Source organism: Kaistia sp. 32K, from assembly GCF_016629525.1.
Taxonomy (GTDB): Bacteria; Pseudomonadota; Alphaproteobacteria; order Rhizobiales; family Kaistiaceae; genus Kaistia.
The window spans coordinates 4,098,484-4,123,701 of sequence record NZ_AP024269.1; the positions used below are offsets into that span (position 1 = coordinate 4,098,484).

Here is a 25,218-nt window from a genome sequence, read left to right on the forward strand (position 1 = left end):
CTCAAAACCTCCCGAACCAGTTGTTCTCCGCATGTCGCCGATCGGATTCACGCGATTTTCGATAATGCCGTTTCGATTTCACCCGATTTGGCAGCAGCCATTTGGCGCGAAACGCTACGTCACCAGAATATGCTTGCGAAGATAAAACCATTTAATTTCAATGGGTTGCCATTTCTATATAGAGTTTATAGACATAATCAAGATTTCCACGGATCGATAAATGACCTTTGCTTCACTGCAACTGGAAGCGCCGACCGGCACAGCGATCCCGTGGCTCACGCGATGGCGTGCTTTCGCTCGCAGCGACACTGTCCGATCGGTCGGCACCTACGCTGTCGTGACCGGGGCGCTGCTCTATTCGATCTGGGCCGGCGCGGCGGCCATGCCCTACCAATGGCAATGGGAGCGCGTGCCGCAATTTCTGTTCGTGGCGGACGAGACCGGCTTCCACTGGGGCACGTTGACCCTCGGCCTGGTGGAAACGCTGCGCATCTCCGCGCTCGCCCTGATCCTCGCCTTGCTGCTCGGTCTGGGGCTCGCGCTGCTGCGCCTGTCGCCCTCGTGGTCGGGCCGTGCCATTTCGGGCGGCTTCGTCGAACTGGTCCGCACGACACCACTGATCGTTCAGGTCAGCATGTTCTACTTCGTGCTGGCGCCGACGATCGGCATCGGCCGTTTCTGGACAGGCGTATTCGCGCTGGCCCTGTTCGAAGCGGCCTTCATCGCGGAAATCGTCCGCTCGGGCATCCTCTCGGTACCGCAAAGCCAGTGGGAGGCGGGCACCAGCCTGGGCCTGTCGCGCTTCACCATCTATCGCCACATCGCGCTGCCGCAGGCGCTGCGCCTGATGTTGCCGCCGCTTACCGGCGCCGTGATTTCGCTGATCAAGGATAGCTCGATCGTCAGCGTCATCGCGCTGTTCGAACTCACCACCGCCGGGCGCGATGCCATCTCGCTGACTTATATGAGCTTCGAGATCTGGCTGACGGTCGCTGCGATCTACCTCGTTCTTACCCTGCTGCTTTCCCTCGCCGCCCGACATCTCGAGCGGCGCCTGAAAACGCGTGCCTGACGATCGGCTGCATTCCAGTCACCCACAGAAACGGATGAAAGAGCTGAAATGAAAAAGTTCCTCTTCAGCAGCGTTCTCGCGCTTGCCCTGACCAGTGCCTCGCTGGCTCACGCCGGCCCCGTGATCGACGACATCAAGTCCGCCGGCGTCATCCGCGTCGGTCTCGGCACTTTCGTGCCCTGGGCTTTCCCGAACAAGGATGGCGCGCTGATCGGCTTTGAGGTGGACGTCGCCAACAAGCTGGCCGAAGACCTCGGCGTAAAGCTGGAACTGGTGCCCACCGCATGGGACGCCATCATCCCCTCGCTCGTTTCCGGCCAGTTTGACGCCATCATCGGCGGCCTGACCATCACCGAAGAGCGCGCCAAGACGGTGGACTTCACGATCCCCTATGAGCACTCGCAGGTCTATGCGGTGGTCAACAAGAAGGTCGCTCCGGACGTGACGACGCTGGAACAGCTCAACAAGCCCGGCGTCACCTTTGCCAAGCGTCGCGGGTCCGCCGCGGCCGCGATCGATCGCTTCCCTCTGGCAAAGACCGTTCTCTTCGACGACGAGAACACCCAGCAGCAGGAATTCTTCAATGGCAACGTGACCGCCCTGACCGTGGCGACACCGACTCAGGCCCTGCTTGCCGAACAGTATCCGGACATCGTGCGCGTCGTCGAACCCGCCACCGAGCAGACCGACGAGGGGATCGCGATCCGCAAGGACGATCCGACGTCGCTCGCTGCACTCAACGAATGGATCCAGAAGCGCACTGACGATGGCTGGCTGCAGGAGCGGTTCGACTACTGGTTCAAGGGTCGGGCCTGGGCCGATCAGGCCGCCTCAAACTGAACTCTTGCCGGTATCCCGGCTCAGGCCGGGATACCAAACCGGATAGACCCCCTTGCTTCCAGGCTCGCGCAAACCACGCTTCGGCTGGCTCGACGCTGTGATTCTCGCCGTTCTCGCGGGGGGGATCGGCTATGTATTTCTGCAGGTCGGCGAAGTCCTGAACTACCAGTGGAAATGGTCGGCACTGCCGCGATTTGTGCTGCGATATGATGAGGCGACCGCCCGCTGGATCCCGAACCTACTTCTACTCGGCATCCTGACGACGCTGCGTCTGTCCATCTGGGGCAGCGTAATCGGTCTTGCGATCGGCATACTGGTCGGTCTGTTGCGCGTGTCGCCAAGCCTGACCCTGCGCATGTTCGGCACAACCTATGTCGAGACCATCCGCAACATCCCGCCGCTGGTCTTCCTCTTCATCTTCTTTTTCTTCTTCGCCAGCCAGCTGATCCCGCTGACGGGAATTGCCCAGGCGGTCCGCCGCGCCGGCCCCGAGACGTTGGCCATCCTGAACTTCCTGTTCGGCGAGCCACGCCAGCTCACTTCGTTCCTCGCCGCGTCGCTCGCCCTCGGCCTGTTCGCGGCGTCCTACGTGGCCGAAATCATTCGCGGCGGCATCGAGTCCATCGATGAAGGCCAGTGGGAGGCGGCAAAGGCGCTGGGGCTGAAACGCGGCGTCACGTTGCGCAAGGTGATCCTGCCGCAGGCCTTGGCGCGCGTCTGGCCGCCGCTCGCCAACGAGGTGATCCTTCTCGTCAAGTTCTCGTCCCTGGCATCGCTCGTGTCGGTGCCGGATCTCACCTTCCAGGCCAATCAGGTCGGCGTCACCACGCGCGGCATGTTCGAGGTCTGGCTCGTCGTCGCGGCCATCTATTTCGTCATCTGCTTCGGCCTCGCCGCGATCTTTTCGGCGTTGGAGAAGCGCTCCAACCGCTATCTAGCCCGCTGAGACCGCCCCCATGAAATCCCCGTCCCTCGCCGACCGCACCGCCGGAGGGCCTCACCAAGGGCGATGAATTGGTGCGCAAGGCCAAGGCGCTCGGCGCCCTTGCCGAGGCCAAGGCAGTCGCGGCCGCGTAACGCTTCCTTCCATTTCGAAACACAAGAAACGAGACATCCCATGAACAGACGCGAAGTTTTCGGCGCAGTCGCCCTCGGCGCCGGCCTCGGCCTTGCCACGCAGGCATCGGCACAGGCGCCGGCTGCCGCCGGCATTCCCGCCAACAATTCCCGGCTCGCCAAAATCCTCGAGCGCGGCGTGTTGCGCGTCGGCACGACGGGCGATTTCAACCCCATGTCGTTCCGCGATACCGCGACCAACAGCTATCAGGGCTATGACATCGAGGCCGTGACCGCCCTTGCCGCCGATCTCAAAGTCGAGATCGAATGGGTGACCGCCGAATGGGCCACCATCACCACCGGCATCACCGCTGACCGCTTCGACATTTTCTCGGGCGCTTCGGTCAGTGTCGCCCGCGCCCGCGTCGCCGCATTCTCCATCCCCTATACCGAGGCCGGCACCGTGCCCCTGGGTCTGGCGAGCGCGGCCGAGCGCTTCCACAGTTGGGATTCCATCAATGCGTCTGGCGTGCGGGTCGCCGTGAGCCAGGGCACGGTGTTCGAAGATCAGGCGCGCCAACACTTCCCCGACGCCACGATCCAGGCCGTGCAGTTGCCCGCCACCGGCTTCCAGGAAGTTCTTTCCGGGCGCGCCGATGTCACCATCACCTCCAATGTCGAGGCAGCCACGCTGGTCGCCAAGTATCCGGAGCTGAAGATCCTCGTTTCGAGCGCCGAGCTGCGCAACAAGCGCCCCTTCGCCTATGTGTTGGATCAGAACGATCCCGTCTGGCTGAACTTCATCAATACCTGGGTATCGCTACGCCGCATCGAAGGCTTCTACGCCGCGCTCGACGCCAAGTGGCTCGGCCGGGCCTGAACATGACGCATGCCAAGACCGGGGCAAGCCGCGCGCTTGCCCTGTCCGTCGTCGTCTTTCTCGCCATCCTGGTGAGCGGCTGCACCAACACCAACTACAATTGGAGCTGGTACATCCTCTCTCCCTTTGACGCTCGCGGCCAGCAGAACCTCCGGTTCCTGCTGGCCGGCTTCGGCACGACGGTGGGCCTGTCGGTTGCCGCATCGCTGATCTCGATGGCCATCGGGATCGTCGTTGCCCTGATGAGCTTTGCCCGCTGGCGCCCGGTGTGCCTGGCGGCTCGCAGCTATGTCGAGATTTTCCGCGCAATCCCCATTCTGGTGTTCATTCTGTGGGTGTTCTACGGCCTGCCAATCCTGACCGGCGTGCGGTTTGACGTATTCACCACCGGGCTCATTTGCCTTGCCGTATCAGACTCGGCCTTCACGTCGGAGATCTTCCGAAGCGGGCTGCAATCGCTCGACAGAGGGCAACCCGAAGCGGCTCGCAGCCTTGGCCTGGGGCCGGTGCGCACCCTGCGCCTCGTGGTGCTGCCGCAGGTTGTTCGCGCCATCCTGCCGGCACTCGGCAACCAGTTTGTCTACGTGCTCAAGATGTCGTCGCTGGTGTCCGTCATCGGGCTGCAGGAACTGACCCGCCGCGCCAACGAGCTGACCCTCGTCGAGTATCGCCCGCTGGAGATCTACACCTTCCTGGTGGCCGAATACCTCGTGCTCATCCTGATCATTTCGTGGCTGGTGCGTCGCCTTGAGGTCAAGCTGCGGCTGCGAACGAGCAGGCGCTAGACCATGAGTTCAAAACTGCGCCTCCACGCGACGCCGGGCAGCCTCTATTCGGCCAAGGTCCGCATTGCCCTGCGGCACAAGGGATTGGATTGGAATGAGGTCGAACCCGAGGGCGGCTATCGCAGCGACGCCTACCGCAAGCGGGTGCCTCAGGGCACGGTGCCGGCGCTGGAGGTCGACGGCGCGCTGATCGTCGACTCCGAGGCGATCGTCGAATATCTTGAGGAGACCTATCCGGCCGCTCCCCTGCTTCCCGGTGCCCCCCTGGATCGAGCGCGGATCCGCTCGCTGTCGCGCTTTCACGACACGGCACTGGAGCCAGCCATACGCGCGCTCTTTCCCTCAATCCGCGAGGGAAAGCGTCCGCCAAATGCGCTGATCGAACGTATCAACACACAGCTCGCCATTCTCGAGCGCATTGCCAAGCCATCGCCACTGCTCGGCGGCGCTGCGCTCGCGCTCGCCGACTGCGGCTATCCGGTCAGCTTTGCCACGCTCGACATCCTTGCGACCTGCACGGGCATCCAGCTCGATTGGCCGGAAGCGATCCGGCAATATCAGGGCGCGCTGGATCGGGTGCCGGCCGTCGACGCCGTCCTCACACCCTATCGCGACATCACGACAAAATGGGCCGAAGCGGCCCTTGGAGCCCGCGCATGAGACTGGACCTCAGCACCTGGAAGGAGATCGACGAGTATCTCCTCAAATCCCAGGCGGTGATTTTGCCGGTGGGTTCCACCGAACAGCACGGTCCCCTCGGGATTATCGGCACCGACACGCTGTGCGCCGAGGCCGTCGCCCGAAGGGCTGGCGAACTCGGCGGGGCTCTGGTTCTGCCGGCCCTCGCCTACACGCCAGCGCCCTTCAACATGGGTTTTGCCGGCACCATTTCCGTCAGCGAGACGGTATTCTCGGCGCTCGTCACGGAGATCCTCGCCGCGCTCGCCCACCACGGCTTCCGGCAGGTCTATGTGCTCAACGGCCACGGCGCCAATCTGGAGCCCCTCCGCCGTGTCGCGTCCGCGCAAAACGCGCTCGACATTCACATTCGCTCCTGGTGGGAGTTCCCAGCCGTGCGCGTCCTGCGCGACGAGCTCTACGGCTCCTGGGAAGGCATGCACGCCACGCCGTCCGAGGTGGCAATCACGCAGCACACCCACCGCATCGTCGACCACGCCCCGATCCCCGCTCCCGAGCCTCTCACGCCAGAGTTCATCGCGAGCCACGCGGGCGACCGCCACGGCCCTCCCGACGAGCACCGCCGCCAGTTCCCCGACGGCCGCGTCGGCTCCCATTCGGGATTGGCACGGCCTGAACATGGCGAGACGCTGCTGAAGCTGGCGAGCGAGGCTTGCGCCGCAGAATTCAACACGCTGTGGGCAAGGGTCGAGACGTCTCCTTGAGCGCCTGCTTGTGCCGGAGCGGCCGCGGCTTCGCTGCCACCGGGACTTCGTTTCGCCACGCCGCCTCGTCTCAAGCCGCCTTCTCACAACCGGATTTTGGCAGCATGCTCGGAACCAGGATGAGTTAGCTCAGTTGTAACCTGGGTACGACGCTGACGAGCCCGGCCGCGGGGTAAGCGGCTTCCTTGAGGAACTCCCCATCATGATGCTTTCGACCAGAATTCGTTCAGTCGCGATTGCCGTCATCGCCGCTGGCGCGGTCAGCCTTGCAGGCGCTGCGCATGCCGACAGCGGTACGATCCGCTTCGCCGTGTACAAGGCCGCCTTTTTCGTGGGCGGCTCCGGAGGCGAGGGAACGCTGACCTTCCAGGGTCGTCGCTATCCCATCTCGATCGCCGGCGTCTCGGGCGGCCTCGCGTTCGGCGTTTCCAAGACCTATTTCCAAGGTACCGTACGCCACATCCGCCGCGCCCGCGATGTGACCGGGGTCTACGCCGCGGTGGGCGGTGGCGGCGCGGTCGGCAGGGGCGCCCAGATGATCATCCTGAAGAACGACAAGGGCGCCCAACTCGAACTCACGGGCAAGCAGGTGGGCCTGCAGGTCAACGCCGATCTCAGCGGCATGGCCATCACCGTGAAGTAAGCGGCGCGGCAAATCCGCAAAGACGGCATTTCGAAACCCGGCTGGCCGGCGCCGAACCTGCGCCGGCGGTCACGATTGAAGTTCGGATGGCCGGCTAGGACACCGGATGTCGGCGGGCGGCAAAAAGTTGCGCGGCCCAATCCAGAAAGATGCGCACGCATGGAGAAAGGTGCCGTGACGGCGGATACAGGGCAAAGACCGGGACCGGATCGCCGCGGAAATCCGCGAGCACTTCGCGGAGAGCGCCCTTCTCGATCATCGGTGTTGCCAGATAATCAGCGATGCGGATCAATCCATGCCCGTTGAGGGCGCATTCGACATAGGCCGCCGTGTCATTGACGGCCAGTTGGCAGCCCAGGGGCACCGGGAGTTCCCGCCCCTGCTCGTTGAACTTCCAGGTCTCGCGAAATTCCGAGCCGTTCTGGAAATACCCGACAATGCGATGCCGGGTCAGGTCCCCCGGGGAACCGGGTGCGCCGAATTGCTTAAGATATTCGCCTGAGGCGCAGACTATCCAGTTGAAGGAGCCGATCCGCCGGCTCACCAGCGACGCATCGTCCAGCTCGCCGGTCCTGAGCACGCAGTCGACCGCTTCCCGCACCAGATCGACGCGCCGGTCGCCTACTCCCAAAGCAATCTGAATGGCGGGATACCGACGCGCGAATTCCGACAGATTGGGAAGAACTAGAGACGACGCGATCGAGCCCGGCATGTCGACGCGAATGCGGCCGGCAGGGTGCTCATAGTTGCTGCCAAGCGAGCTTTCGATCGCCTCGATCTCGGCCAAAACCGCCAGACTTCGCTCATAATACGCGCGGCCATCGTCCGTGAGACTGAAATACCGCGTGGACCGCACGATCAATTGGGCGGCCAGATGCCGTTCGAGCTGCTTGATGGCCATGCTGACGGCGGATTTTTGCAGCGACAGCGTTTCGGCGGCTTTCGTCATGCTGCCGGCCTCGACGACCCGCACGAATATTTCCATGGCCCGCAAACGGTCCATCCGGCCCACTCCTAAACGATACGGCCATGGCCACGACGCCCGGATCTGCGTTGTAGTTCAAAATAATTGAACTGTCTTGTCATTTCAGGGGAGGTAGCCTGGGTCATCTATGAACATTAAGTGAGCGCTCTTCGAACCCTCTCCTCTTCCAAGTTTGTGAGGCCAAGTTGAGCGACAATATAGTTTCTGAGGTGACACCCAGCCTGCGCGGTTGGCTGGCTGTATGCGCCGTCGCACTTTGTGGCGCTGTTTTCTGCACGACCGAGTTTCTACCCGTCGGCATCCTGCGATACATCGGCACCGATCTTGGCGTGTCGGACGGCACGGCCGGTCTGATGATTACGATACCTGGCATTCTGGCCGCGTTGGCTGGCCCCCTTGTCACGCTTGGCATCGGAAAGATCGACCGGCGACACGTCCTCTGGCTTTTGACCGCCTTGCTCATCGCAGCGAACGTGCTGGCGATGTCGGCGACGAGCTTCGAAATGCTTCTGGCTGGCCGGGTTCTGTTTGGAATCGGGCTTGGGGGGTTCTGGGCGATCGGTGTGGGCATTGCAGCGCGCCTCGTGCCGACCCGGTCGGTGGGGCGCGCCACGTCCGTCATATTTACCTCCATCTCGGTCGGCCTACTCGTGGGAGGTCCTGCCGGCTCGTTCATCGGCGAGGCTTATGGCTGGCGCTATGCGTTCGGACTGGCGATGGTCCTGTCCCTCGCGGCGATCGTGCTGCTGCTTGTCGCCCTGCCGCCGCTTCGCGTCGCCCAGCGCGTGACTGTGGCGGACTTCGTGCAGATCCTTCGCACGCGAAACGGCGTGGTCGGGATCGTCGCCATGTTCCTGATCGTCGTGGCTCATTTCGGCACGTATACCTACGTGACCGCCTTTCTCAGCGAGAACGCCGGCTTCAGCGGGACAGCCATCTCGATTACCCTGCTGGTCTACACGCTTGTCGGCATGCTGGGTAATTTCGTCGGAGGCGCCGCTTCGGACGTGAACGTCAAGGCCACGCTGGTATCCGGCATCTTGCTGGCTTGCCTCTCCATCGCCCTCCTGCCGGGTCTGAGCGGCAACGCTTTGCTCCTCGTGCTCGTGATTGGAGCCTGGGGCTTCGCCTATGGCGTCATTCCGATCGCCCTGCAGATGTGGCTGATAAAGGCGGCGCCGAATGCGCACGAGGGCGGCACCGCCTTGTACGTCACCAACTTCCAAACTTCGATTGCCCTCGGCTCCCTCCTTGGCGGCATCCTCGTCGACCGGGCAGGACTGTCGCTGGCGATGTATGCCGGCGCCGCCGTCGCCGCGCTGTCCCTTACGACAATCGTGACAATGGCCGGAGACTGGGCTCCGAAGAAACAGCGATAAGTTTCGGGGCGCCGTGTTCCAGCTAGGCAAGCAGGGCGCCCCCAAAGCTTTCACAGGACCGATCGGGCATGCGCCCAGCGCGCAAATCACTTTTGGGCGCGCCCGGAAGAGGCAGGGCCGCCGCTTACCCCGCCTTGTGCCTGCCGCTCGCAACCACCACGACCAGCCCCACCAGGACGAAGGCTGCGGAGACATACGGAATGGGCAATGGCCCCATCCTGTTGATCAGGATGCCTCCAGACAGAGAGCCAAGGCCAACGGCGCCGTTGAACAGGGCGACATTGATCGCGGTGGCAGCGTCGGCACTGCCATTGATGGCAGAGGCACCCTTGAAGACTGACGTCTGCAACAACACTGGGAGCGCCCCGTAGGCGGCGCCCCAGATTGCGAGGATGAGCACCAGAGTGGCGTACTGGTTGGCGGCGATGTTCATCGTCGCGAGGCTCACGGCGAGCAACGCCGTTACAATCCCCAAGCTCAACCGAAGCGCCTTATTCGCGAAGGGACCGATGGCGAAATTCGCGATCACGCCGGCGCCGCCATAGACCAGCAGCAGCAGGCCGACCTGGCCGGGAGCTTGCCCTGCGATCTGCTCAAGATAGGGCGTGATGTAGGTGTAGGCGAGAAAGTTGCCCGTCACGACCAGAACCGTCGTCCCAAAAAGCGCCAGCAAGGGGCCGTCCTTCAGAATTGTCGACATCGCATTGCGGGCGGAGGATTTGGAGATACGTATCGCCGGCACGGACCAGGCGATGACGGTGAACGCCACCAGGCTCAGCAGCGAAAGAGCCGCGAATACCGAGTGCCATCCATGCATCTCGCCGAGCAATGTGCCCGCGGGAATTCCCAGCACCGTGGCAAGAGACACGCCGCCAAAGACGACCGAGGTCGCGCGCACGGCGTTGCGGTCCGACACGAGGTGGACGGCTGTGACAACCGCCGTGGACCAGAAGACCCCGATCGCTCCGGCCACCAATATGCGCGCCAGGAGAACGATGACGTAGTCCGAGGCTAGAAAGGTAATCAGATTGCCCAGGCAACAGACGGCCAATAGTCCGGCCATAAGGGCTTTGCGGTTGATGCCGCCCAACATTCCCGTAAGCGGCGCTGCGGTGATCGCAACAACGAACGCGAAGACCGTAATCAGATATCCCGCCGCGCCCAGCGACACGCCGAGCCCTTCCGCCATGGATGGCAGCACGCCAACCGGCATCAGCTCCGTGCTGACAAACGTGAAGCAGCCCAGACTAAGCGCCAGAACCGCCGAGACCGTCCGAAATCTGGAGCGTGTCCGACCGTGTAGATCGGAACCGTCACTGGGATGCGAAGATGTTCTCGGGGTGCTTGCTGTGACCATTGTTTTACCCTGTGCTGGATGCCTGCGAATGGACTTTGAAGGCATAGGCAATCGATCCCAGACGTCCGGAGACGTCTGGAGTTCGATGCACATGAATTGTTGAAAGCGCTGATTGCTGAGGCGCCGCGGAGTTCTGGCACGACACCCGCAGAGTTGCTATGTCATGAAACTCATTTCATTGATGCTTCGGAGGCATAAATGCGTCAACCGTTCTCGCAACTGCTCGAAGGCATCGATGTCATGGCGGCGGTCTCGGAGATGAAGAGCTTCGGTGGTGCCGCGGAAGCGCTGGACCTGTCGCAGTCCGGGGTGAGCCGGGCAATCGCCCGCCTGGAGGCAAGGCTGTCGATCCGCCTCTTCGAGCGCACCACCCGATCGGTGCGGCTGACCGATGAGGGGCGAGACTTTTACGAGCAGGTAATGCCGCTGATCGGCGCACTTTCCGAAGTCACGTCCAATGCCGCGGGGAGTGCGCGGAAGGTTCGCGGACGACTGCGGGTCAATGTCGATCCGCTCTTCTCCCAGCTCGTGCTGGGTCCGCGCCTGGGAGATTTTCTGGACAGCCACCCGGAGCTGGAAGTGGAGTTGCGCAGCCGGGAGGACCTGGGAGATCTGGTGGCGGACGGCTTTGATCTGGCCCTCCGGTTTGGGCACCCGCCGACATCGTCACTGATTGTCAGGAAGCTGTTCGACACGCGGGTGCTGGCCATGGCCTCGCCTGGCTATCTCGAGCGGTTTGGCCATCCTGCCCATCCACGTGACCTTGGGACGCCGCAGCACCGATGCGTTGAGTTCAGAGAGCCGGTGACGGGGCGACCGTTCCCCTGGGAATTCCATCGACGTCGACAGACGCTTGTCGTGAAGCCCCAAGGCGTGTTGACCGTCAACGATCCGGGCACCCTGCACAGTACCTGCCTCGCTGGACTGGGCATCGCCCAGCTCTTCGAGCTGGGCATTGAGGACCACATCGCAAATCATCGGCTGGTTCAGCTCTTCCCGGACTGGTCCGAACAACGATTTCCGCTCCATGCGTACTATCCGTCCCGGCAGCACGTGCCTCCGAAGACCCGCGCGCTGTTGGATTTCGTCGCGGGCCTCGTGCGCCGGGATGATGCATCTCATACGCAAACCTGAGGCAGATGTTTGGATCGAGCATCCTGTCCGCGAGCAAAACGGATGAACGGCACGATGCTCAATTATTTCAATGCGATGGCCCGATCGTACACCTGCAATATCCGATCCACTGCAGCCACGACGATGGCATCGGCGCCGCCTGCTGGCAGCGGCTCGACTTGCGGCAGGTACTGGTGAAGCACTGTTTCCGGGATGCGGACCCCTTCCAGGGCCGTCAGCAATTTCCGGACGGCCATTTCGGCCTCCGGTTGGCTCCAGTAGTAGCGAATGCGGTCGCTGTAGCTGAAATGGCGTTGGATGCGCAGGTCCGTCTCGTCGCCGTGGTAGTAGCCGCTCCAGTAGGCGGGCTTCGCCAGCATCAGCGCTTCCATGGTCCTGGCAAGCGCGCGCTCGCCATAACCGGGTACGATGTCCGACGCGATAAGATCGAGGCCGTAGAGCGCCTCGCGATAGGCGAACGTAAGCCCGGGACCGACCTTGAGGATCGGGTAGCCGTCAGCGACGAGGGCTGTGAGCGCTTCTTCGGTCTGGTAATCCGTGGAATGGGCCTCGAACACCAGCCCCGGCTCCTCGTCGAGCAGGCCGCTCAGGGCGGCGGCGCGCGGCGTGTCGTAGGCAATGACGTTGTCGCTGCCGAATTCGACGCCGGGCTGTACGACGAAGGCTATGACGCGGGCGAAGGCATCGGCGAGCCCCGCCTTGGCGAAGGCTTCGCGGTGGACGGCGATGGTCTCGCGCGCCGCTTCCGGCGCAGTCGGCTCGACCGCGTCCAGCGCATGGTCCGCGCCGCCGGGAATCGGCACTTCCGTCCCGAGAATATAGACCGGCGCGGGAAGGCCGGCGCTTGCCGCGGCGCGCTCGGCGACCGCACAAAGGGTCGCGGCGCGCGCGGCCACGGTGTGGTCATCCAGAGCGACGGGTTCCCCGGCACAGCCCATCGACGCATCGAGATGGATCTTGCCGAAACCCGAGCCCACATAGGCCGCGACCATATCGGCCGCCTTTTTCAGCGCGATCTCGGCCGGCTCCTTGCGCCAGGGATTGGGGCCGAGATGGTCGCCGCCGAAAAGGATCTGCTCGCGACGCACGCCTTCCTCGGAAGCAATTCTCTCGACGAAGGCGACGAAATCGGCCGGCGTCATACCGGTATAGCCGCCGAACTGATTGACCTGATTGCAGGTCGCCTCGATCAGCACGGGCCCGCCGCTCTTCGCCGCCCGTCTGAGCGCCGCGCGCAGAACCGTCGGATGGGCGGAGCAGATTGAAGCGATGCCGTAGGGCCGGCCTTCGCGCCGGGCGGTCGCCAGTCCGGTCAGGATGTTGCTCATGCCTGCTCCTCCCGGCCGGCGGCCGCGATGAATTGATCGAGTTCGGCCTTGCTGGAGACGCCCTCCATGGGGCCCTGTTTCGTCACGGTCCGGGCGCCGGCCGCATTCGCGTAGAGAAGCGCGCTTTGCGGCGGCAGGCCGGCGCGCCGGCTCGTGAGATAGGCTGCGCCGAAGCAGTCGCCCGCCCCGGTCGGATCGATTTCCTCGACCCGGAAGGCCGCGCAGTCGACGCGGCCGAAGGCCTTGCTGAAATGGGTGGAGCCTTCGCTGCCGCGCTTCAGAACGATCTCGCCGACGCCGAGATCGAGCAGGCGCTCCACGGCCGCCGCTTCTGTCGTTTCGCCGGCAGCCACCAGCAATTCATCACCCGAGGGCAGCAGCAGGTCGGTGACCGCGATCATGTCGTCGATCAGCTTGCGGCCGTCGCCGCCCTGCACGAGTTCCTTGCGGATGTTCGGATCGAAGGAGACCGATCCGCCCCGCGCCTTCACGATCGAAACCGCCTCGACGAGAATCGACCAGAGGCCAGCGATCGCAAAGGCCGACCCCATGACGTGGACATGACCGGCACGGGAAAACAATGCCTGCGCAGCTTCGGTTGTCGTCACCTCGCCTGCCGCGGAGTGCTTGATATTGTAGACGAAGTCGCGCGAGCCGTCGGTCCGGTAGCGGACAAAGGCGCTTCCGGTCGGCTTGTCCGCGCTGACAGCGACCGCTGACACGTCGACGCCGTCCGTCTTCAACCGCCCGACGTTCAATCGGCCAAAATCGTCGTTGCCCACGACTGCCACGATCCCGCAGGCGCCGCCAATGCGTGCCACCTGATCGATGAAGATGGCCGGCGCTCCACTGGGAAACGGCCCGATCAGCGTTTGCGGCGCCAGGAAGCCCTCGCCAACCGTCGTGGCCATGATCTCCACGAGGATTTCGCCGACGGTCACCGTCGGCCCGAGTGCTTCCGGGGCGAGTGTCATCTCGATTTCCAACTTAGCCTCCGTCGATGTGTAGTCGCATATTGTGATGCGGACGATCGGATCTGACGTTGCGGATTCCGCAAAACCGCCATTGTGCGGGACGCCATAGGCCATGAAGCCACGACAGAGATCGGTCCGGACCTCAAGGCGGGACGGGCAGATGTCGCAGGGAAGGTTCGGCACGGCGGCGAAGCAATGGCCGGCGCGGAGGCCGGCGACACCTTCCGCGACCGCCTGCACCTCGCCGGCCTATGCATCCCCCGGTGCAAGCGGAATGCACCGCCGCCCCAGCGGCCTGCGGCACGTCCGCTAACCGGATGCCTTCATGCTGCTCGCATGGTTCAGTTCATCCAGTTGCCGCCGTCGACGTTGTAAGTCTGGGCCAGGATGTAGTCGCTGTCCTTGGAAGCGAGGAAGACGGCGAGGCCCTTGATGTCGTCAGGCGTCGCGAAACGGCCGATCGGAACTTCCTTGGCGACAGCCGCCTTCTTCTCGCCGGGCTTCAAGCCTTCCCATTCGGCGAACTTGGCATCGACAACGTCCCAATGCGCGCCATCGACCACACCGGGGGCGATCGCGTTGACATTGATGCCGTGTTTCACGAGGGCGAGTGCGGCCGACTGGGTCGCCGAAATGATCGCGGCCTTGGAAGCGCAGTAGAGCGTCACCAGCGCCTCGCCGCGCCGGCCGGCCTGGCTCGCCATGTTGATGATCTTGCCGCCGCGGCCGCGCGCGATCATGACATTCGCCACCGCCTTCATGGTGAACAGCGGTCCCTTCAGATTGACGTCGAAGACGCGGTCGTAGCTGTCTTCGGTGATCGCCTGGATCGGCGCCAGGTCAAAGATGGCTGCATTGTTCACGAGGATATCGATACCGCCGAAATCGGCGTCGATCCGGCTGACGACGGCGTCGATGTCCTGAAGGTTCGTGACGTCGATTTTCATGGCCGTTGCGGCGGGACCGATGGAGGCCGCTGCTTCCTCCGCAAGCGCCAGATTGATGTCGGCGATGATGACCCTGGCGCCTTCGGCGACGAAAGCTTCGGCAAAGCCGAGGCCGATGCCGCGCGCGCCGCCAGTGATGAGGGCAACCTTGTCTTGAAGTCTCATATCGATATCTCCGTCCTGTGCCGCGAAAGTGTCGTGCGGCGTATCCTGTCGATGGAAGCAATCTTGGGCGAGAAGTCCGGCACGAAGCGCGGTCTCCCCAGGAGGCCCGCGGCGAAGGCCGCGAGCTGGAGCCTCAACCGGCGCGCGTCATGTCGCGCGCTCGCGCTCCGTCAACGCGTCGTGTAACCGCCGTCGATGACAAGCACTTCGCCGGTCACATAGCTCGATGCCGGAGCACAGAGGAACAGCGCCGCCGCGGCCACCTCGTCCGGCTGGCCGACACGCCCCATGGGCGTCATGTTGCGCCAGATCGGGAACCACTCCGGATTCTCGATGCCGCCGCGCGACATGTCCGTATCGATGTATCCCGGCGCGAGGGCGTTCACCCGGATGTTCTCGGCCGCCAGTTCGCTCGCCAGGCTTTTGGTCATCATGTGGACCGCAGCCTTCGAGCTGTTATACGCGACCTGGTTCTGGGGAATGTTCGACGCGATGCCGGACATCGAGCCGATGTTGAGGATCACCCCTGATCCCTGCGCGCGCATCGGCGCGAGAGCAGCGCGGCAGGCACGAAACACGGCATCGACATTGAGGCTCATGACCTTGCGCCAGGTCTCGTCGTCGAAATCTGCACTGTCGCCATGGATCGCAACGCCGGCATTGTTGACGAGGATGTCAAGACTGCCAAAACGCTCGACAACCTGCCGCGTCAGCGTGTCGGCCGCCCCTTCGTCCCGCATGTCGGCGGCGATGAAGTCGAAATCGATGCCGGCGCCCGCCAGAACCTCGGCCGCATCCTGGACAGGAGCGCGAGCGCTTATGACGACGCGGGCACCCGCCTCCCCGAGCGCCTTGGCAATGGCGAGGCCAATGCCGCGCGTGCCGCCGGTGACGAGGGCAACCTTCCCATCAAGCCTGAACTTATCGAGTATCAAGGGTAGTCTCCATTGATTCAAATTGGGGGGACGAGCGGCGCTACTTCATGACGCCCTTGGGTGCGCGCCCGATGCTCAGCGCGACAGCCGCAACCAGGATGATGCCGAAGACGATCTGCTGGGCGAGCACGTTGATGCCGACGAAGGTCATCCCGGTACGGACGACGGCGATCAGCAACGTTCCGACCAATGTCCGCAGAACGCCGCCACTGCCGCCGGTCAGTGAGGTGCCGCCGAGCACGACGGCGGCGATCGCCGGCAGCAGGAATTCGTTTGCGATGATCGGGGAACCGCTGGACAGCCGGCCGGCCAAGACCACGCCGCTCAGCGCGGCGAAGAGGCCTGCGATCATGAAAACGATGATTTTGACGGACGTGATGTTTATGCCCGCGACGCGGGCCGCCGCCTCGCCGCATCCGACAGCCTTCATGGCCTTACCGAAGGGCGTCGCTTGCTCCACGGTGAGCGCAACCACCAGGACGACCAGGGATACCCAGACCTCGTTCGGTACGCCGAAAGTCGTTCCAATCGCCCAGGAGAGGGAATCGAGACGCGGCTGAGCGTCGATCTGGATCGAGCGCTGATTTGAGAGATAGAGGGCGGCGGTCGTGACCACACCGCCCACGGCAAGCGTCGCGATAAAGCTCGGCAGGCGCAGGACCGCGTGAACCACACCCGAAAGGCAGCCGAACAGCATCCCGACCAGCAAAGCCGCTGGGATTGCCAGCATTCCATAGTCCGGAATGAGCAGTGCGAGCACAATCGAGCTGATCGCGGCAATCGACTGGAGCGACAGGTCGATGCTCCCGATGTAGATGACGGCGGTCATGCCAATCGCCATCAGGAACAGCGTCGCAGAATCGGCGAACAGGCCAATCAACGTCGTCGGCCTGAGGAAGGCTGTGTCGAAAGAACCAACGATCAGGATGAGGACGACCAGCGCGATCCATGGGATAAGGCCGGCAAACTTGCCAAACTGCTTCATGTTCACACCATGTGTGGAATGAGGTCGAGGGGAGTGACAGGCGTCGGTCCGGTATTGTCGAACCGCGCCGTCTGCCTGCCGTCCTTGAGAACGATGACCGTATGGGCAAGGCCGAGCGCTTCCTCGAGCGTGTCGGCAATCAGGACCACGGCGGCGCCGGCCGCGCACATTTCACGGATCAGCGCGTAGACGTCTTCCTTGGCGCCGACGTCGAGACCACGCGTGGGATGATCGAGCAGGAACAGCCGCGCGTCCGTGCGATACCATTTGGACAGCACCACCTTCTGCTGATTGCCGCCGGAAAGATTGGCGCACAGCGCTGATCCGTCAGGGGTCTTGATGCGCAGCTTGGCGATGAGTTCGGATGTCTTCCTGGCGATCGCACGAAAATCGAACAAGCCGAAGCGTGTCAGGCGGCCGCCCAGGGGCAGACAGATGTTCTCCTGAACGGACATTTCCTCGACGATGCCCTCGATTTTCCGTTCGCGCGGCACATAGCCGATGCCAGCGGCCACGGCCCGTCCGGACGCCGTGTTCGTGAGGTCTTCGCCGCGATAGACGACCTTGCCGAGATGGACACGCTCAAGACCGAAGAAACTCCGGATCAGGGGCTCCGAGCCGGCGCCCTCCGTGCCGACCAGAGCGAGAACCTCGCCATCATGGACGTCGAAGCTGACCTCGGAAAAATCGAGCGCCCGAGAGACATTCTGCACGGAGAGCGCGACTGTATCGGAAGGCGGGCGGCGCTCGTCCTGCTTGTAGTAGGAGCCGGTCGCCTCGCGCCCGACCATAAGGTGGTGGATGCGCGCCGGCGTCGCGTCGGCCTTGGCCAAGTGCTCGACGACGGCGCCGTCCTTCATGACGACGATCGTGTCCGAGATCTCGATGACCTCGTCCAGCCGATGCGAGATGAAGATGATGCCGGCGCGATCGCGCAGCTTGCGGATGACGCCGAAAAGGATGTCGATCTCGGCCTGCTCGAGCACCGAAGTCGGCTCGTCCAGCAGGATGCAGAGGTTGCCGTCGACGGCTTCCTCGAGCGTCAATACCTTTGCCAGTTCCACCATCTGGCGCTGCATGAAGGTCAGGGCGGAGGTCGTCGTCCGCGGATCGATGTCCAGACCAACCTTGTCGAGTTGCCGCCTGGCGGCATGGCCCATTGCCTTCCAGTCGATGCGACCCAAACGCACGAACTGCGCCTCGTTGCCGATGAAGATATTCTCGGCAACCGAGAGGTTCGGGATGAGGGACTGCTCCTGGAACACCATGCCGATGCCCTTGGCGGCCGCGTCGCGCGGTCCGCGCAGCGTCTCGGCCACGCCATTGATCTCGACCGTCCCGCTGTCGGGTTGATAGATGCCGTTCAGAACCTTCATGAGAGTGGACTTGCCGGCGCCGTTCTCGCCGACGAGGCCGACGACTTCGCCAACGTTCACCGTGATCGAGACACCCTTGAGCGCCTGCACGCGGCCGAACGTCTTGGTGATTTCCTTGAGGTCGAGCATGATCACACGCTCCTACTTGACGATTGCCAGGCTGCGGCGGGGCGAGTTGAGCAGCACGGCGAGGATGATCGCCAGGCCCAGAACGCCCTGCTGCACAAAGGACGGCAGGCCGAGGATGATCATGCCGTTGTTGAGCACGATGACGATGAGGACGCCGACGACCGTCTGGAGCACGCCACCCTTGCCGCCGGTCAGCGCGGTCCCGCCGACGACGACGGCGCTGATCGCGGTGAAGAGCTGGCCGCTCCCGATGAGGGCGCTCGATGCGCCGAGCCGCGCGCAGGTGAGGATCGCCCCCACCCCGAAGAACGCGCCGGCGATGGTGAACGCCAAGACGCGAACCCGCCGGACGTTGATGCCGGACGCAGCCGCGAGGTCCTCGCCGCCGCCGAGCGCCATGATGTGACGGCCGATGCGGGTATGGTCCTGGATGAACCACGCCACCGCCAGCATGAACACGCCGACATAGACGGAGAGCGGAAGGCCCAGGACGCGGTTCAACGCCAGCGCCCGGATATTCGGATCGAGAATGCCGACGCGTTCCCCGCCGAGAAGCACCGTTGCGATGCCTACCCCGACAAAACCCATGCCGAGGCTCGCCATGAACGACGGCACCTTGAGATAGACATGGACCAGGCCGATGACGCAGCCGAAGGCGCCTGCCGCGAGAAGAGCGATCGGTATGGCCGCAAGGCCGATATCGAAACCGGTTCCGGAAGCGTTGGCAACGAAGGCAGCGAGCACCGCGCCAGAGAACGCCATCGAGCCTTCGATGGAGAGATCGATTGACCCCATGAGGATGATGAAGGTGGCCCCGAGCGCGAGGACCAGGGGTGCCGATGCCGCGGCCGCGATGCGCCCCAAATTCCCGAACGACAGGAACCTCGGATCGACAATCGCGATGGCGAGGCAAAGTCCTATCAAGACGAGCAAAGGGGTGGCGCTCGCCCAGCGCGAATCCAAGCGTGTCATGTTGTCCTCCCGGAGCGGTATTCGGAAAGGCCGCGATAGAGTTCGCGGCCTCTCTCCTGTCGATCAGCCGTACTGGATCTGACCGCTGACGCGGCCCCAAAGGTCGTTCCAGTCGACCTCAGGCGTCGCCTCGACATTTTTCTTCCAGTAGGCCTCGACGTCGGCCTGCGTGATCAGGGCGCCCGTGCCGTAGAATTCGCGATGCTCCTGCGGCTCCTTCGAGGGAGAGAAGGCACCGGTCGCCGCGTGATGGCCGAGGGACAGGGCGATGCCTCCGATCCAGAACGGATCCCAGTCGACGGTTGCCGCCATTTCCTTGTTCTTCACCGCCTGCACGGCGTCACGGGTGCCGTCGACGCCGGTGACCTGGATTTGGCCGGCCAGCCCCTCGGCGCGTAGCGCTTCCAGCGCGCCGATCGCCATGCCGTCATTGGCCGCCCAGACGCCCTTGATATCGCCGCCGAAACGGGTGAGCCATGCGGCGACGATATTGTTGGCCTTCGCGGAATCCCAGTCGGCATCCTGGAAATCGAGAAGCTGCACCTTGCCGTTCGACGCCTCGATCGCCTTCAACAGGCCCGCCTTGCGCTCGATCGCGGACACGTTCGACGGAATGCCGCCGAGCGCGACGATGGCGCCCTCGCCGCCGAAGCTGTCGAACAGCGCCTTGGCCGTCTGCTCCCCGGCCGGCACGCCGTTGAAGGACATGTGCGCGACGTAGTTGTCGCCGAAATCCCAGGGGTGCAGGTCGTTCGGCTTGTTCCAGACCGTCACCACATGCCCCTTGGCGGCCGCGACCGCCTCGACGATCGGGCGAGCGTCCGGAGAGTCGTTGGGATCAACGCCAAGGATCGCCTTGTCGCCGGCCTTGGCGAGGAAGGCCTTGATATCCGCAATCCCCTTCTCGCTGTTGCCTTCGGTCACCAGCGCGCTGTGGGGATCGCCAATGGTCTGGGCGAACGACTCGGCGCCCTTGTTCCAGGCGGCATGGAAGGCGTTCGACAGCGAGCGGATCGAGCTTGCGTGGCTATAGCCGGTGCCCGCGAACGCCGGGCGAACCAGGCCAGGCGCTCCGATGACGCCGACGCCCAGCGCCGAGCCGATGAGAAAGCGGCGGCGGTCGATCAGCGCCTTCTGCATGAAGTCATTTATGCTCATTCACTTTCCTCCTCTGAAAGCGTCCTCCCACGGACGCAGGTATCCGTTGCCCGCGCATCTCAGCGCGGGCCGCCATGGCCGTTTCGAATTGTTGGGTGCCTTCCCGTTTTCCTCGGGCGTCCTAGGCATAGGGCGCGAAGGAGCCTTCAGTCAATTGCTAAATGGATTTAGCAAGTGTTTAGCGGGAAGTTATTTTTTTACGCGCGTCAAAATAATGGCCGGAACGGCCTATGGTTCGACGGGGGCCACCAGCCTGGCGGGAATGGTGATGAGGGGGATGTCTTCGGGGTAGGTGTCCATCAGGCCGAAGCTCGCCGAGATCATGGCCTCGACATCCTGGCGTATCATCGTGATGTCATAGGGCATCTGCGCCGCGAACGGATCCCAGTCGAAAGCGGCGATCCGCGTCGAGTTCCAGGTCTCTCTCGGAAGCCTCCCCAGGAAGCTGGCGGCGCCTTCCAGTCCCGTGATGCCGTTGACAAAAAGCCCTGCCGGCAATCGACCGTTCCGCTCGTAGCGATCAGCAAGCGCCCGCTCCGCGATATGAGGCGGATATCCCTCGCATCGGAAGGCTTCCTCCCCGAGCCGTACGCCGTGCTTGGCGAGGACGGCGTTGAAACCTCCGATACGCTCTCTTGTCGAGTTGTCGTCGCGGACGCCGCCGAAGAAAAACCAGTCATCAATGGGAAGATCGGATGACAGCAGCTTTTCAATGACCAACTCGGTCACGTGGGCAGCCGCAGCATAGTTGTCAGAGATGACGGAGGGAGCCTTGGGACCAGGCAAGTCGACATTGATGCATCGAATGCCCGCGGCGGTGCACATGTCGTTCAGCGGCGAGGGATCGCGCACGCCTGCGATGAACAGGAACTCGACTTGCTGCGCGAGCAGCGTCTCGACAATTCGCGTCTCGATCTGCGGATCGCGCTGCGTACTGACGACGATGGGGCATAGATCGCGTTCACGTGCCTCGGCCTCGAACGCCTCGGCAAGACCGGCGAAGAAACGATTCCGATAATGAGGAACGATCATGCCGGCCAGGCCGGAGCGGGCCAGGCGGAGACCTCGTGCTTTCTGATTGACCGAGTAGCCGAGCTCGCCAGCGCATCTCAGGACGAGAGCGGCCGTTTCCGGCTTGATGCGATGCTTCTTCCAATGACCGTTCAGCACCATGCTGACCGTCGTCGGCGAGGCTGCACTTGCGGTGGCGATATCGTAAATCGTCGGCTTTCGCTTGCCTGTCTTCATGATCCGGTCCGATTCCCTGCATCGCATTGAGGCTCGCTTACCACCGCGGCGACCAGCCCCTTTCTACCCGACACTGAAGAACCCGGACACTGGGGGTCCGACTCGATTGAGCCAACATGCGCGGGCTACACTCGCGCGGCGAACCGGCCACGCCCCCTATCCGCGCAATCCGGAAAACCCCTAGCAGAAGCCCTTTTGTCAACGCGATCCAGTACGCTTTACCGCACCAAAATCGCGCGGAAATCATTGACGTTCGTCAGCGTCGGACCGGTGACGACCAGCCGGTCGAGCGCCTGGAAGAAGCCGTAGCCGTCATTGTCGGCGAGGCGCGCGGCCGGGTCGATGCCCCTGGCCCTCGCCTCGGCGAGAATGCCCGCGTCGATCCAGGCGCCGGCATTGTCCTCGGAGCCGTCGATGCCGTCGGTATCGCAGGCGATCGCAGCTAGGCCCGGATGGCCGCCGAGCGCTACGGCGAGCGCCAGCAGGAACTCGGCGTTGCGGCCGCCCCGCCCCCGCCCCCGCACGGTGACGGTGGTCTCGCCGCCCGAGAGGATCACGCAGGGTTTTGCCACCGGCTGGTCATGCGCCGCCGCATAGGTGCCGATCGCCGCCAGCACACGCGCCACGTCGCGCGCCTCGCCCTCGAGCGCGTCGCCGAGCACCAGCGGCGTCAGGCCGATGGCGCGCGCCGCATCGGCTGCCGCATCGAGCGCCATCTTCGGCGTCGCCAGCATCTCGACCGCGCCGCCTTCGCCGGCGGAAACCGCGTTGGCGCGGATCGCCTGTTCGATGCGCGGCTCGATGGCGATGCCGTATTCGGCGAGGATCGCCAGCGCGCCCTCGGGATCCGACGCCTCCGGGATCGTCGGGCCCGAGCCGATCGCGCCGGGGTCGTCGCCCGGCACGTCCGAGATCAGGAAGGTGACCATACGGGCCGGCGCGGCGGCGGCGGCGAGACGGCCGCCCTTGATCGCCGAGAGCGCCTTGCGGACGCGGTTCATGGCGCCGATCGGCGCGCCGCTCTTCAGGAGCGCGCGGTTCAGCGCCTGCTTGTCCTCGAGGCTCACGCCGGCCGCCGGCAAGGCGAGCAGTGACGACGCGCCGCCCGACATCAGGAAGACGACGAGATCGTCGGGACCGGCCGAAGTGGCGATGTCGAGAATGCGCTGCGCCGCCGCCATGCCGGCAGCATCCGGAACGGGATGCGACGCCTCGACCACCTCGACGAAGCGGGTCGGCGTGCCGTGGCCATAGCGGGTGACGGCGAGGCCTTCCGGCGGTGGATTGCCGGCCGCCTCCCAGGCATCCTCGAACGCCCGCACCATGCGCGCCGCGCCCTTGCCGGCGCCGAGCACGATCGTCCGCCCTTTTGGCGCAACCGGAAGCCTACCCTCGAAGCGGCCGTCCGGCAGCGACGCGGAAAGCGCCGCGTCGAACAGCGCGCGCAGGATGGCCTGGTCGGGGGAAGTCTTGTCGAGCGTCATGTCATATGCCTGCCTACCTTTAGCGGCCCTGCAAATGCATAGCCTCCCGCACATCGCGGACGGCGCACAGGCCGGTTGAGCTCAGCCTTCCGTCCGTGGAGCGGGCGGCAGACTATCGAGTTCGGCCCAGACCGGCTCGGGAATCGGGTGCCTCGCCCAGTCCATGTTCTGGGCGACGCGCTCCGGACGGCTCATGCCGAGGACGGCGGCCGCGACGAGCGGATTTCGGAGCGGAAACTGGATCGCCGCCGCCTGCAGGGGAATTTCGTGCGCCGCGCAGATGGCCGCTATGCGGCGCGCCCGCTCGATCACCTCGGTCGAGGGCCTGCCATAGTCGAAGGTGGCCCCGGCGGCGTCCGGCCCGGCGGCGAGGATGCCCGAATTGAACACGCCGGCCACGACGATCTCGACGCCCTGTCGCGCGGCTTCGGGAAGGAGGTCCGCCTCCGCCTGTCGCTCAAGCAGCGTGTAGCGGCCGGCCATCATGACGGCGTCGAACCGCGCCGCCCTGAGGAACCGTGTCGCGACATCGCTTTCGTTCACGCCGACGCCGATCGCACGGATATGGCCCGCCCGGCGCAAATCGTCCAGCGCGCGGAAGCAGCCGTCGATCGCCTCGTCGAAACGCCGCTCATAGGCGTCGCCATGCGTGAAGCGGTCGACATCATGGATATAGACGAGATCGAAATCCACGATGCCGAGCCGGCTCGCAGACTGCTCGAGCGAACGCAGCGTTCCGGCATAGCTGTAGTCGAAGACCGGCTTCAGCGGCAGCGGCTTAGCCCAGAGCCCGTAGTCGACGGCCTCGCCATAGGGCGGCACCATGTAGCGGCCGACCTTGGTCGAGACCGTCACGCTGTCGCGCGGGACGGTCCTGAGGAACCGCCCGAGCCGCGCCTCGCTGAGGCCGTGGCCATAGAGAGGCGCCGTGTCGAAATAGCGAAGCCCCGCCGCATAGGCTTCGGCGAGCGTCTCCGCGGCCTGCGCTTCCGGAACGTCGCGATAGAGCGTGCCGATGCCGCTTGCGCCGAAGCCAAGGCGCGAGCGAAAACCGACTTTGCCTGTAGTGGCCGTGATGGTCGTCATGAGAGCCCCCTAGGCTATGGCCGGTTGAAAGGCGGGCAGGCGGTAGGCCTCGACGGCGGAGCGGCCGAAAATCTGTGCCCTTTCGTCGTCGCTGAGATCCTGCAGGCACGCCTCCAGCGCCTCGACGACGCGCGAATAGTCCGCCGCGACCAGGCAGACCGGCCAGTCCGTGCCGAACATGCAGCGGTCGACGCCGAAGATCTCGAGAACTTCGCGCACATAGGGCCTGAGATCGGCCGCCGTCCAGTTCCGCCAGTCGGCCTCGGTGACCATGCCGGACAGCTTGCACCAGACATGGCCCCGCTCGCCGCGGAATCCGCGCATCAGCCGCGCCCATTCGTCGAAGCCGTGATTGCGGATCTCGGGCTTGGCGATGTGATCGAGCACGAAGCGCTGGTCGGGAAAGGCGCCTGCGGTCGCGACGCAGGCGGGAAGTTGCGGCAGGTTCGGCACGAGGTCGTAGACGAGCCCCGCCGCGCCGACGGCGGCGAGGCCGCGACGCACATCGCCGCGCAGCAGCCAGTTCGCGTCCGGCTCGGTCTGGATCAGGTGGCGGACGCCGACCAGCCAGCGCCCCTCCGGCGCCGCCTGCAGCGCGGCGAGCGTCGCCGCGACGTCCGGATCCGTGAGGTCGACCCATCCGACGACTCCGGCGACGAAATCCGTCGCCTCGGCGGTGCGGATGAAATCCCAGGTCTCGCCGAGATCGTTCCAGGTCTGGACCAGCACGGTGCCGTCGATGCGGTTCGCGGCAAGCGCGGGCCTCAGGTCGTCGGGCGAGAAGACGCGGTTGATCGGCGCAAAGGGGCCGCTCAACCAGCCATAGTCGCCGCCGCTTGCCGGATCCCAGAAATGCTGATGCGCGTCGATCCGCGGAGATGGAGATCGTGACATTCG

24 protein-coding genes are annotated in these 25,218 nt (G+C 64.2%); 10 read left to right on the forward strand and 14 right to left on the reverse strand.

Going from position 1 to position 25,218, the window contains the following annotated elements; translation table 11 throughout:
- Positions 1-220: 220 nt before the first annotated feature.
- The 8 genes from K32_RS18960 (at position 221) to K32_RS18995 (ending at position 6,679) form a co-directional block, all read left to right on the forward strand.
- Complete coding sequence (locus tag K32_RS18960) at positions 221-1,072, forward strand: amino acid ABC transporter permease (RefSeq protein ID WP_201401000.1); 852 nt, start codon at positions 221-223, stop codon at positions 1,070-1,072.
- A 48-nt stretch (positions 1,073-1,120) separates the two neighbouring features.
- Complete coding sequence (locus tag K32_RS18965) at positions 1,121-1,912, forward strand: transporter substrate-binding domain-containing protein (protein WP_201401001.1); 792 nt, start codon at positions 1,121-1,123, stop codon at positions 1,910-1,912.
- Positions 1,913-1,964: 52 nt separating this feature from the next.
- Positions 1,965-2,858: an amino acid ABC transporter permease gene (locus K32_RS18970; RefSeq protein ID WP_201401002.1), complete on the forward strand. Its 894-nt coding sequence runs from the start codon at positions 1,965-1,967 to the stop codon at positions 2,856-2,858.
- 171 nt (positions 2,859-3,029) lie between these two features.
- Positions 3,030-3,848, forward strand: coding sequence for a transporter substrate-binding domain-containing protein (locus tag K32_RS18975; RefSeq protein ID WP_201401003.1), 819 nt, complete (start codon positions 3,030-3,032; stop codon positions 3,846-3,848).
- A gap of 2 nt (positions 3,849-3,850) precedes the next feature.
- On the forward strand, positions 3,851-4,633 hold the full coding sequence (locus K32_RS18980) for an amino acid ABC transporter permease (RefSeq protein WP_201401004.1): 783 nt from the start codon (positions 3,851-3,853) through the stop codon (positions 4,631-4,633).
- Positions 4,634-4,636: 3 nt separating this feature from the next.
- Positions 4,637-5,293 carry a glutathione S-transferase family protein gene (locus K32_RS18985; RefSeq protein WP_201401005.1) on the forward strand — a complete coding sequence of 219 codons (657 nt, stop codon included), beginning with the start codon at positions 4,637-4,639 and terminating at the stop codon, positions 5,291-5,293.
- The gene (locus K32_RS18990; protein ID WP_201401006.1) at positions 5,290-6,036 is read left to right on the forward strand and encodes a creatininase family protein; all 747 of its coding nucleotides are present in this window, start codon (positions 5,290-5,292) and stop codon (positions 6,034-6,036) included. The genes K32_RS18985 and K32_RS18990 overlap by 4 nt, the downstream gene beginning before the upstream one ends.
- A 202-nt stretch (positions 6,037-6,238) precedes the next feature.
- Complete coding sequence (locus tag K32_RS18995) at positions 6,239-6,679, forward strand: hypothetical protein (RefSeq protein WP_201401007.1); 441 nt, start codon at positions 6,239-6,241, stop codon at positions 6,677-6,679.
- A gap of 94 nt (positions 6,680-6,773) precedes the next feature.
- On the opposite strand, the gene K32_RS19000 is transcribed toward K32_RS18995, so the two are convergent.
- Entirely contained in the window at positions 6,774-7,682 is a 909-nt protein-coding gene (locus tag K32_RS19000; protein WP_201401008.1) for a LysR family transcriptional regulator, read from the reverse strand.
- A 167-nt stretch (positions 7,683-7,849) separates the two neighbouring features.
- Between K32_RS19000 and K32_RS19005 the strand changes: the two genes are divergently transcribed.
- Positions 7,850-9,043 carry an MFS transporter gene (locus tag K32_RS19005; RefSeq protein ID WP_201401009.1) on the forward strand — a complete coding sequence of 398 codons (1,194 nt, stop codon included), beginning with the start codon at positions 7,850-7,852 and terminating at the stop codon, positions 9,041-9,043.
- A gap of 124 nt (positions 9,044-9,167) precedes the next feature.
- Here the strand turns inward: K32_RS19005 and K32_RS19010 are convergent, their stop codons facing one another.
- Positions 9,168-10,256 (reverse strand): MFS transporter, encoded by a 1,089-nt coding sequence (locus K32_RS19010; RefSeq protein WP_201401010.1) that lies wholly within the window; start codon positions 10,254-10,256, stop codon positions 9,168-9,170.
- A gap of 342 nt (positions 10,257-10,598) precedes the next feature.
- Here K32_RS19010 and K32_RS19015 point away from each other — a divergent pair, with 342 nt between their 5' ends.
- On the forward strand, positions 10,599-11,534 hold the full coding sequence (locus tag K32_RS19015) for a LysR family transcriptional regulator (RefSeq protein ID WP_201401011.1): 936 nt from the start codon (positions 10,599-10,601) through the stop codon (positions 11,532-11,534).
- Positions 11,535-11,596: 62 nt separating this feature from the next.
- Here K32_RS19015 and K32_RS19020 read toward each other — a convergent pair whose 3' ends face one another.
- The 12 genes from K32_RS19020 to K32_RS19075 form a co-directional block, all read right to left on the reverse strand.
- On the reverse strand, positions 11,597-12,862 hold the full coding sequence (locus K32_RS19020; RefSeq protein WP_201401012.1) for a D-tagatose-bisphosphate aldolase, class II, non-catalytic subunit: 1,266 nt from the start codon (positions 12,860-12,862) through the stop codon (positions 11,597-11,599).
- Positions 12,859-13,836 (reverse strand): sugar kinase, encoded by a 978-nt coding sequence (locus tag K32_RS19025; RefSeq protein ID WP_371813047.1) that lies wholly within the window; start codon positions 13,834-13,836, stop codon positions 12,859-12,861. Before K32_RS19025 ends, K32_RS19020 begins: the two co-directional genes overlap by 4 nt.
- A 341-nt stretch (positions 13,837-14,177) precedes the next feature.
- Positions 14,178-14,948, reverse strand: a complete 771-nt coding sequence (locus tag K32_RS19030; RefSeq protein WP_201401014.1) for an L-iditol 2-dehydrogenase — start codon at positions 14,946-14,948, stop codon at positions 14,178-14,180.
- A gap of 170 nt (positions 14,949-15,118) precedes the next feature.
- Positions 15,119-15,883: an SDR family NAD(P)-dependent oxidoreductase gene (locus tag K32_RS19035; RefSeq protein WP_201401015.1), complete on the reverse strand. Its 765-nt coding sequence runs from the start codon at positions 15,881-15,883 to the stop codon at positions 15,119-15,121.
- Between the two features lie 40 nt (positions 15,884-15,923).
- Complete coding sequence (locus K32_RS19040; protein WP_201401016.1) at positions 15,924-16,868, reverse strand: ABC transporter permease; 945 nt, start codon at positions 16,866-16,868, stop codon at positions 15,924-15,926.
- A gap of 2 nt (positions 16,869-16,870) precedes the next feature.
- Positions 16,871-18,373 (reverse strand): sugar ABC transporter ATP-binding protein, encoded by a 1,503-nt coding sequence (locus K32_RS19045; protein WP_201401017.1) that lies wholly within the window; start codon positions 18,371-18,373, stop codon positions 16,871-16,873.
- A 12-nt stretch (positions 18,374-18,385) separates the two neighbouring features.
- Positions 18,386-19,345: an ABC transporter permease gene (locus K32_RS19050; protein WP_201401018.1), complete on the reverse strand. Its 960-nt coding sequence runs from the start codon at positions 19,343-19,345 to the stop codon at positions 18,386-18,388.
- Between the two features lie 63 nt (positions 19,346-19,408).
- Positions 19,409-20,503 carry a sugar ABC transporter substrate-binding protein gene (locus K32_RS19055; RefSeq protein WP_201401019.1) on the reverse strand — a complete coding sequence of 365 codons (1,095 nt, stop codon included), beginning with the start codon at positions 20,501-20,503 and terminating at the stop codon, positions 19,409-19,411.
- A gap of 228 nt (positions 20,504-20,731) precedes the next feature.
- Positions 20,732-21,751, reverse strand: coding sequence for a substrate-binding domain-containing protein (locus tag K32_RS19060; protein WP_201401020.1), 1,020 nt, complete (start codon positions 21,749-21,751; stop codon positions 20,732-20,734).
- Positions 21,752-21,969: 218 nt separating this feature from the next.
- Complete coding sequence (locus K32_RS19065) at positions 21,970-23,235, reverse strand: glycerate kinase (RefSeq protein ID WP_201401021.1); 1,266 nt, start codon at positions 23,233-23,235, stop codon at positions 21,970-21,972.
- A gap of 81 nt (positions 23,236-23,316) precedes the next feature.
- Positions 23,317-24,321, reverse strand: coding sequence for an aldo/keto reductase (locus tag K32_RS19070; RefSeq protein WP_201401022.1), 1,005 nt, complete (start codon positions 24,319-24,321; stop codon positions 23,317-23,319).
- A gap of 9 nt (positions 24,322-24,330) precedes the next feature.
- Positions 24,331-25,215 carry an amidohydrolase gene (locus K32_RS19075; RefSeq protein ID WP_201401023.1) on the reverse strand — a complete coding sequence of 295 codons (885 nt, stop codon included), beginning with the start codon at positions 25,213-25,215 and terminating at the stop codon, positions 24,331-24,333.
- Positions 25,216-25,218: the final 3 nt, after the last annotated feature.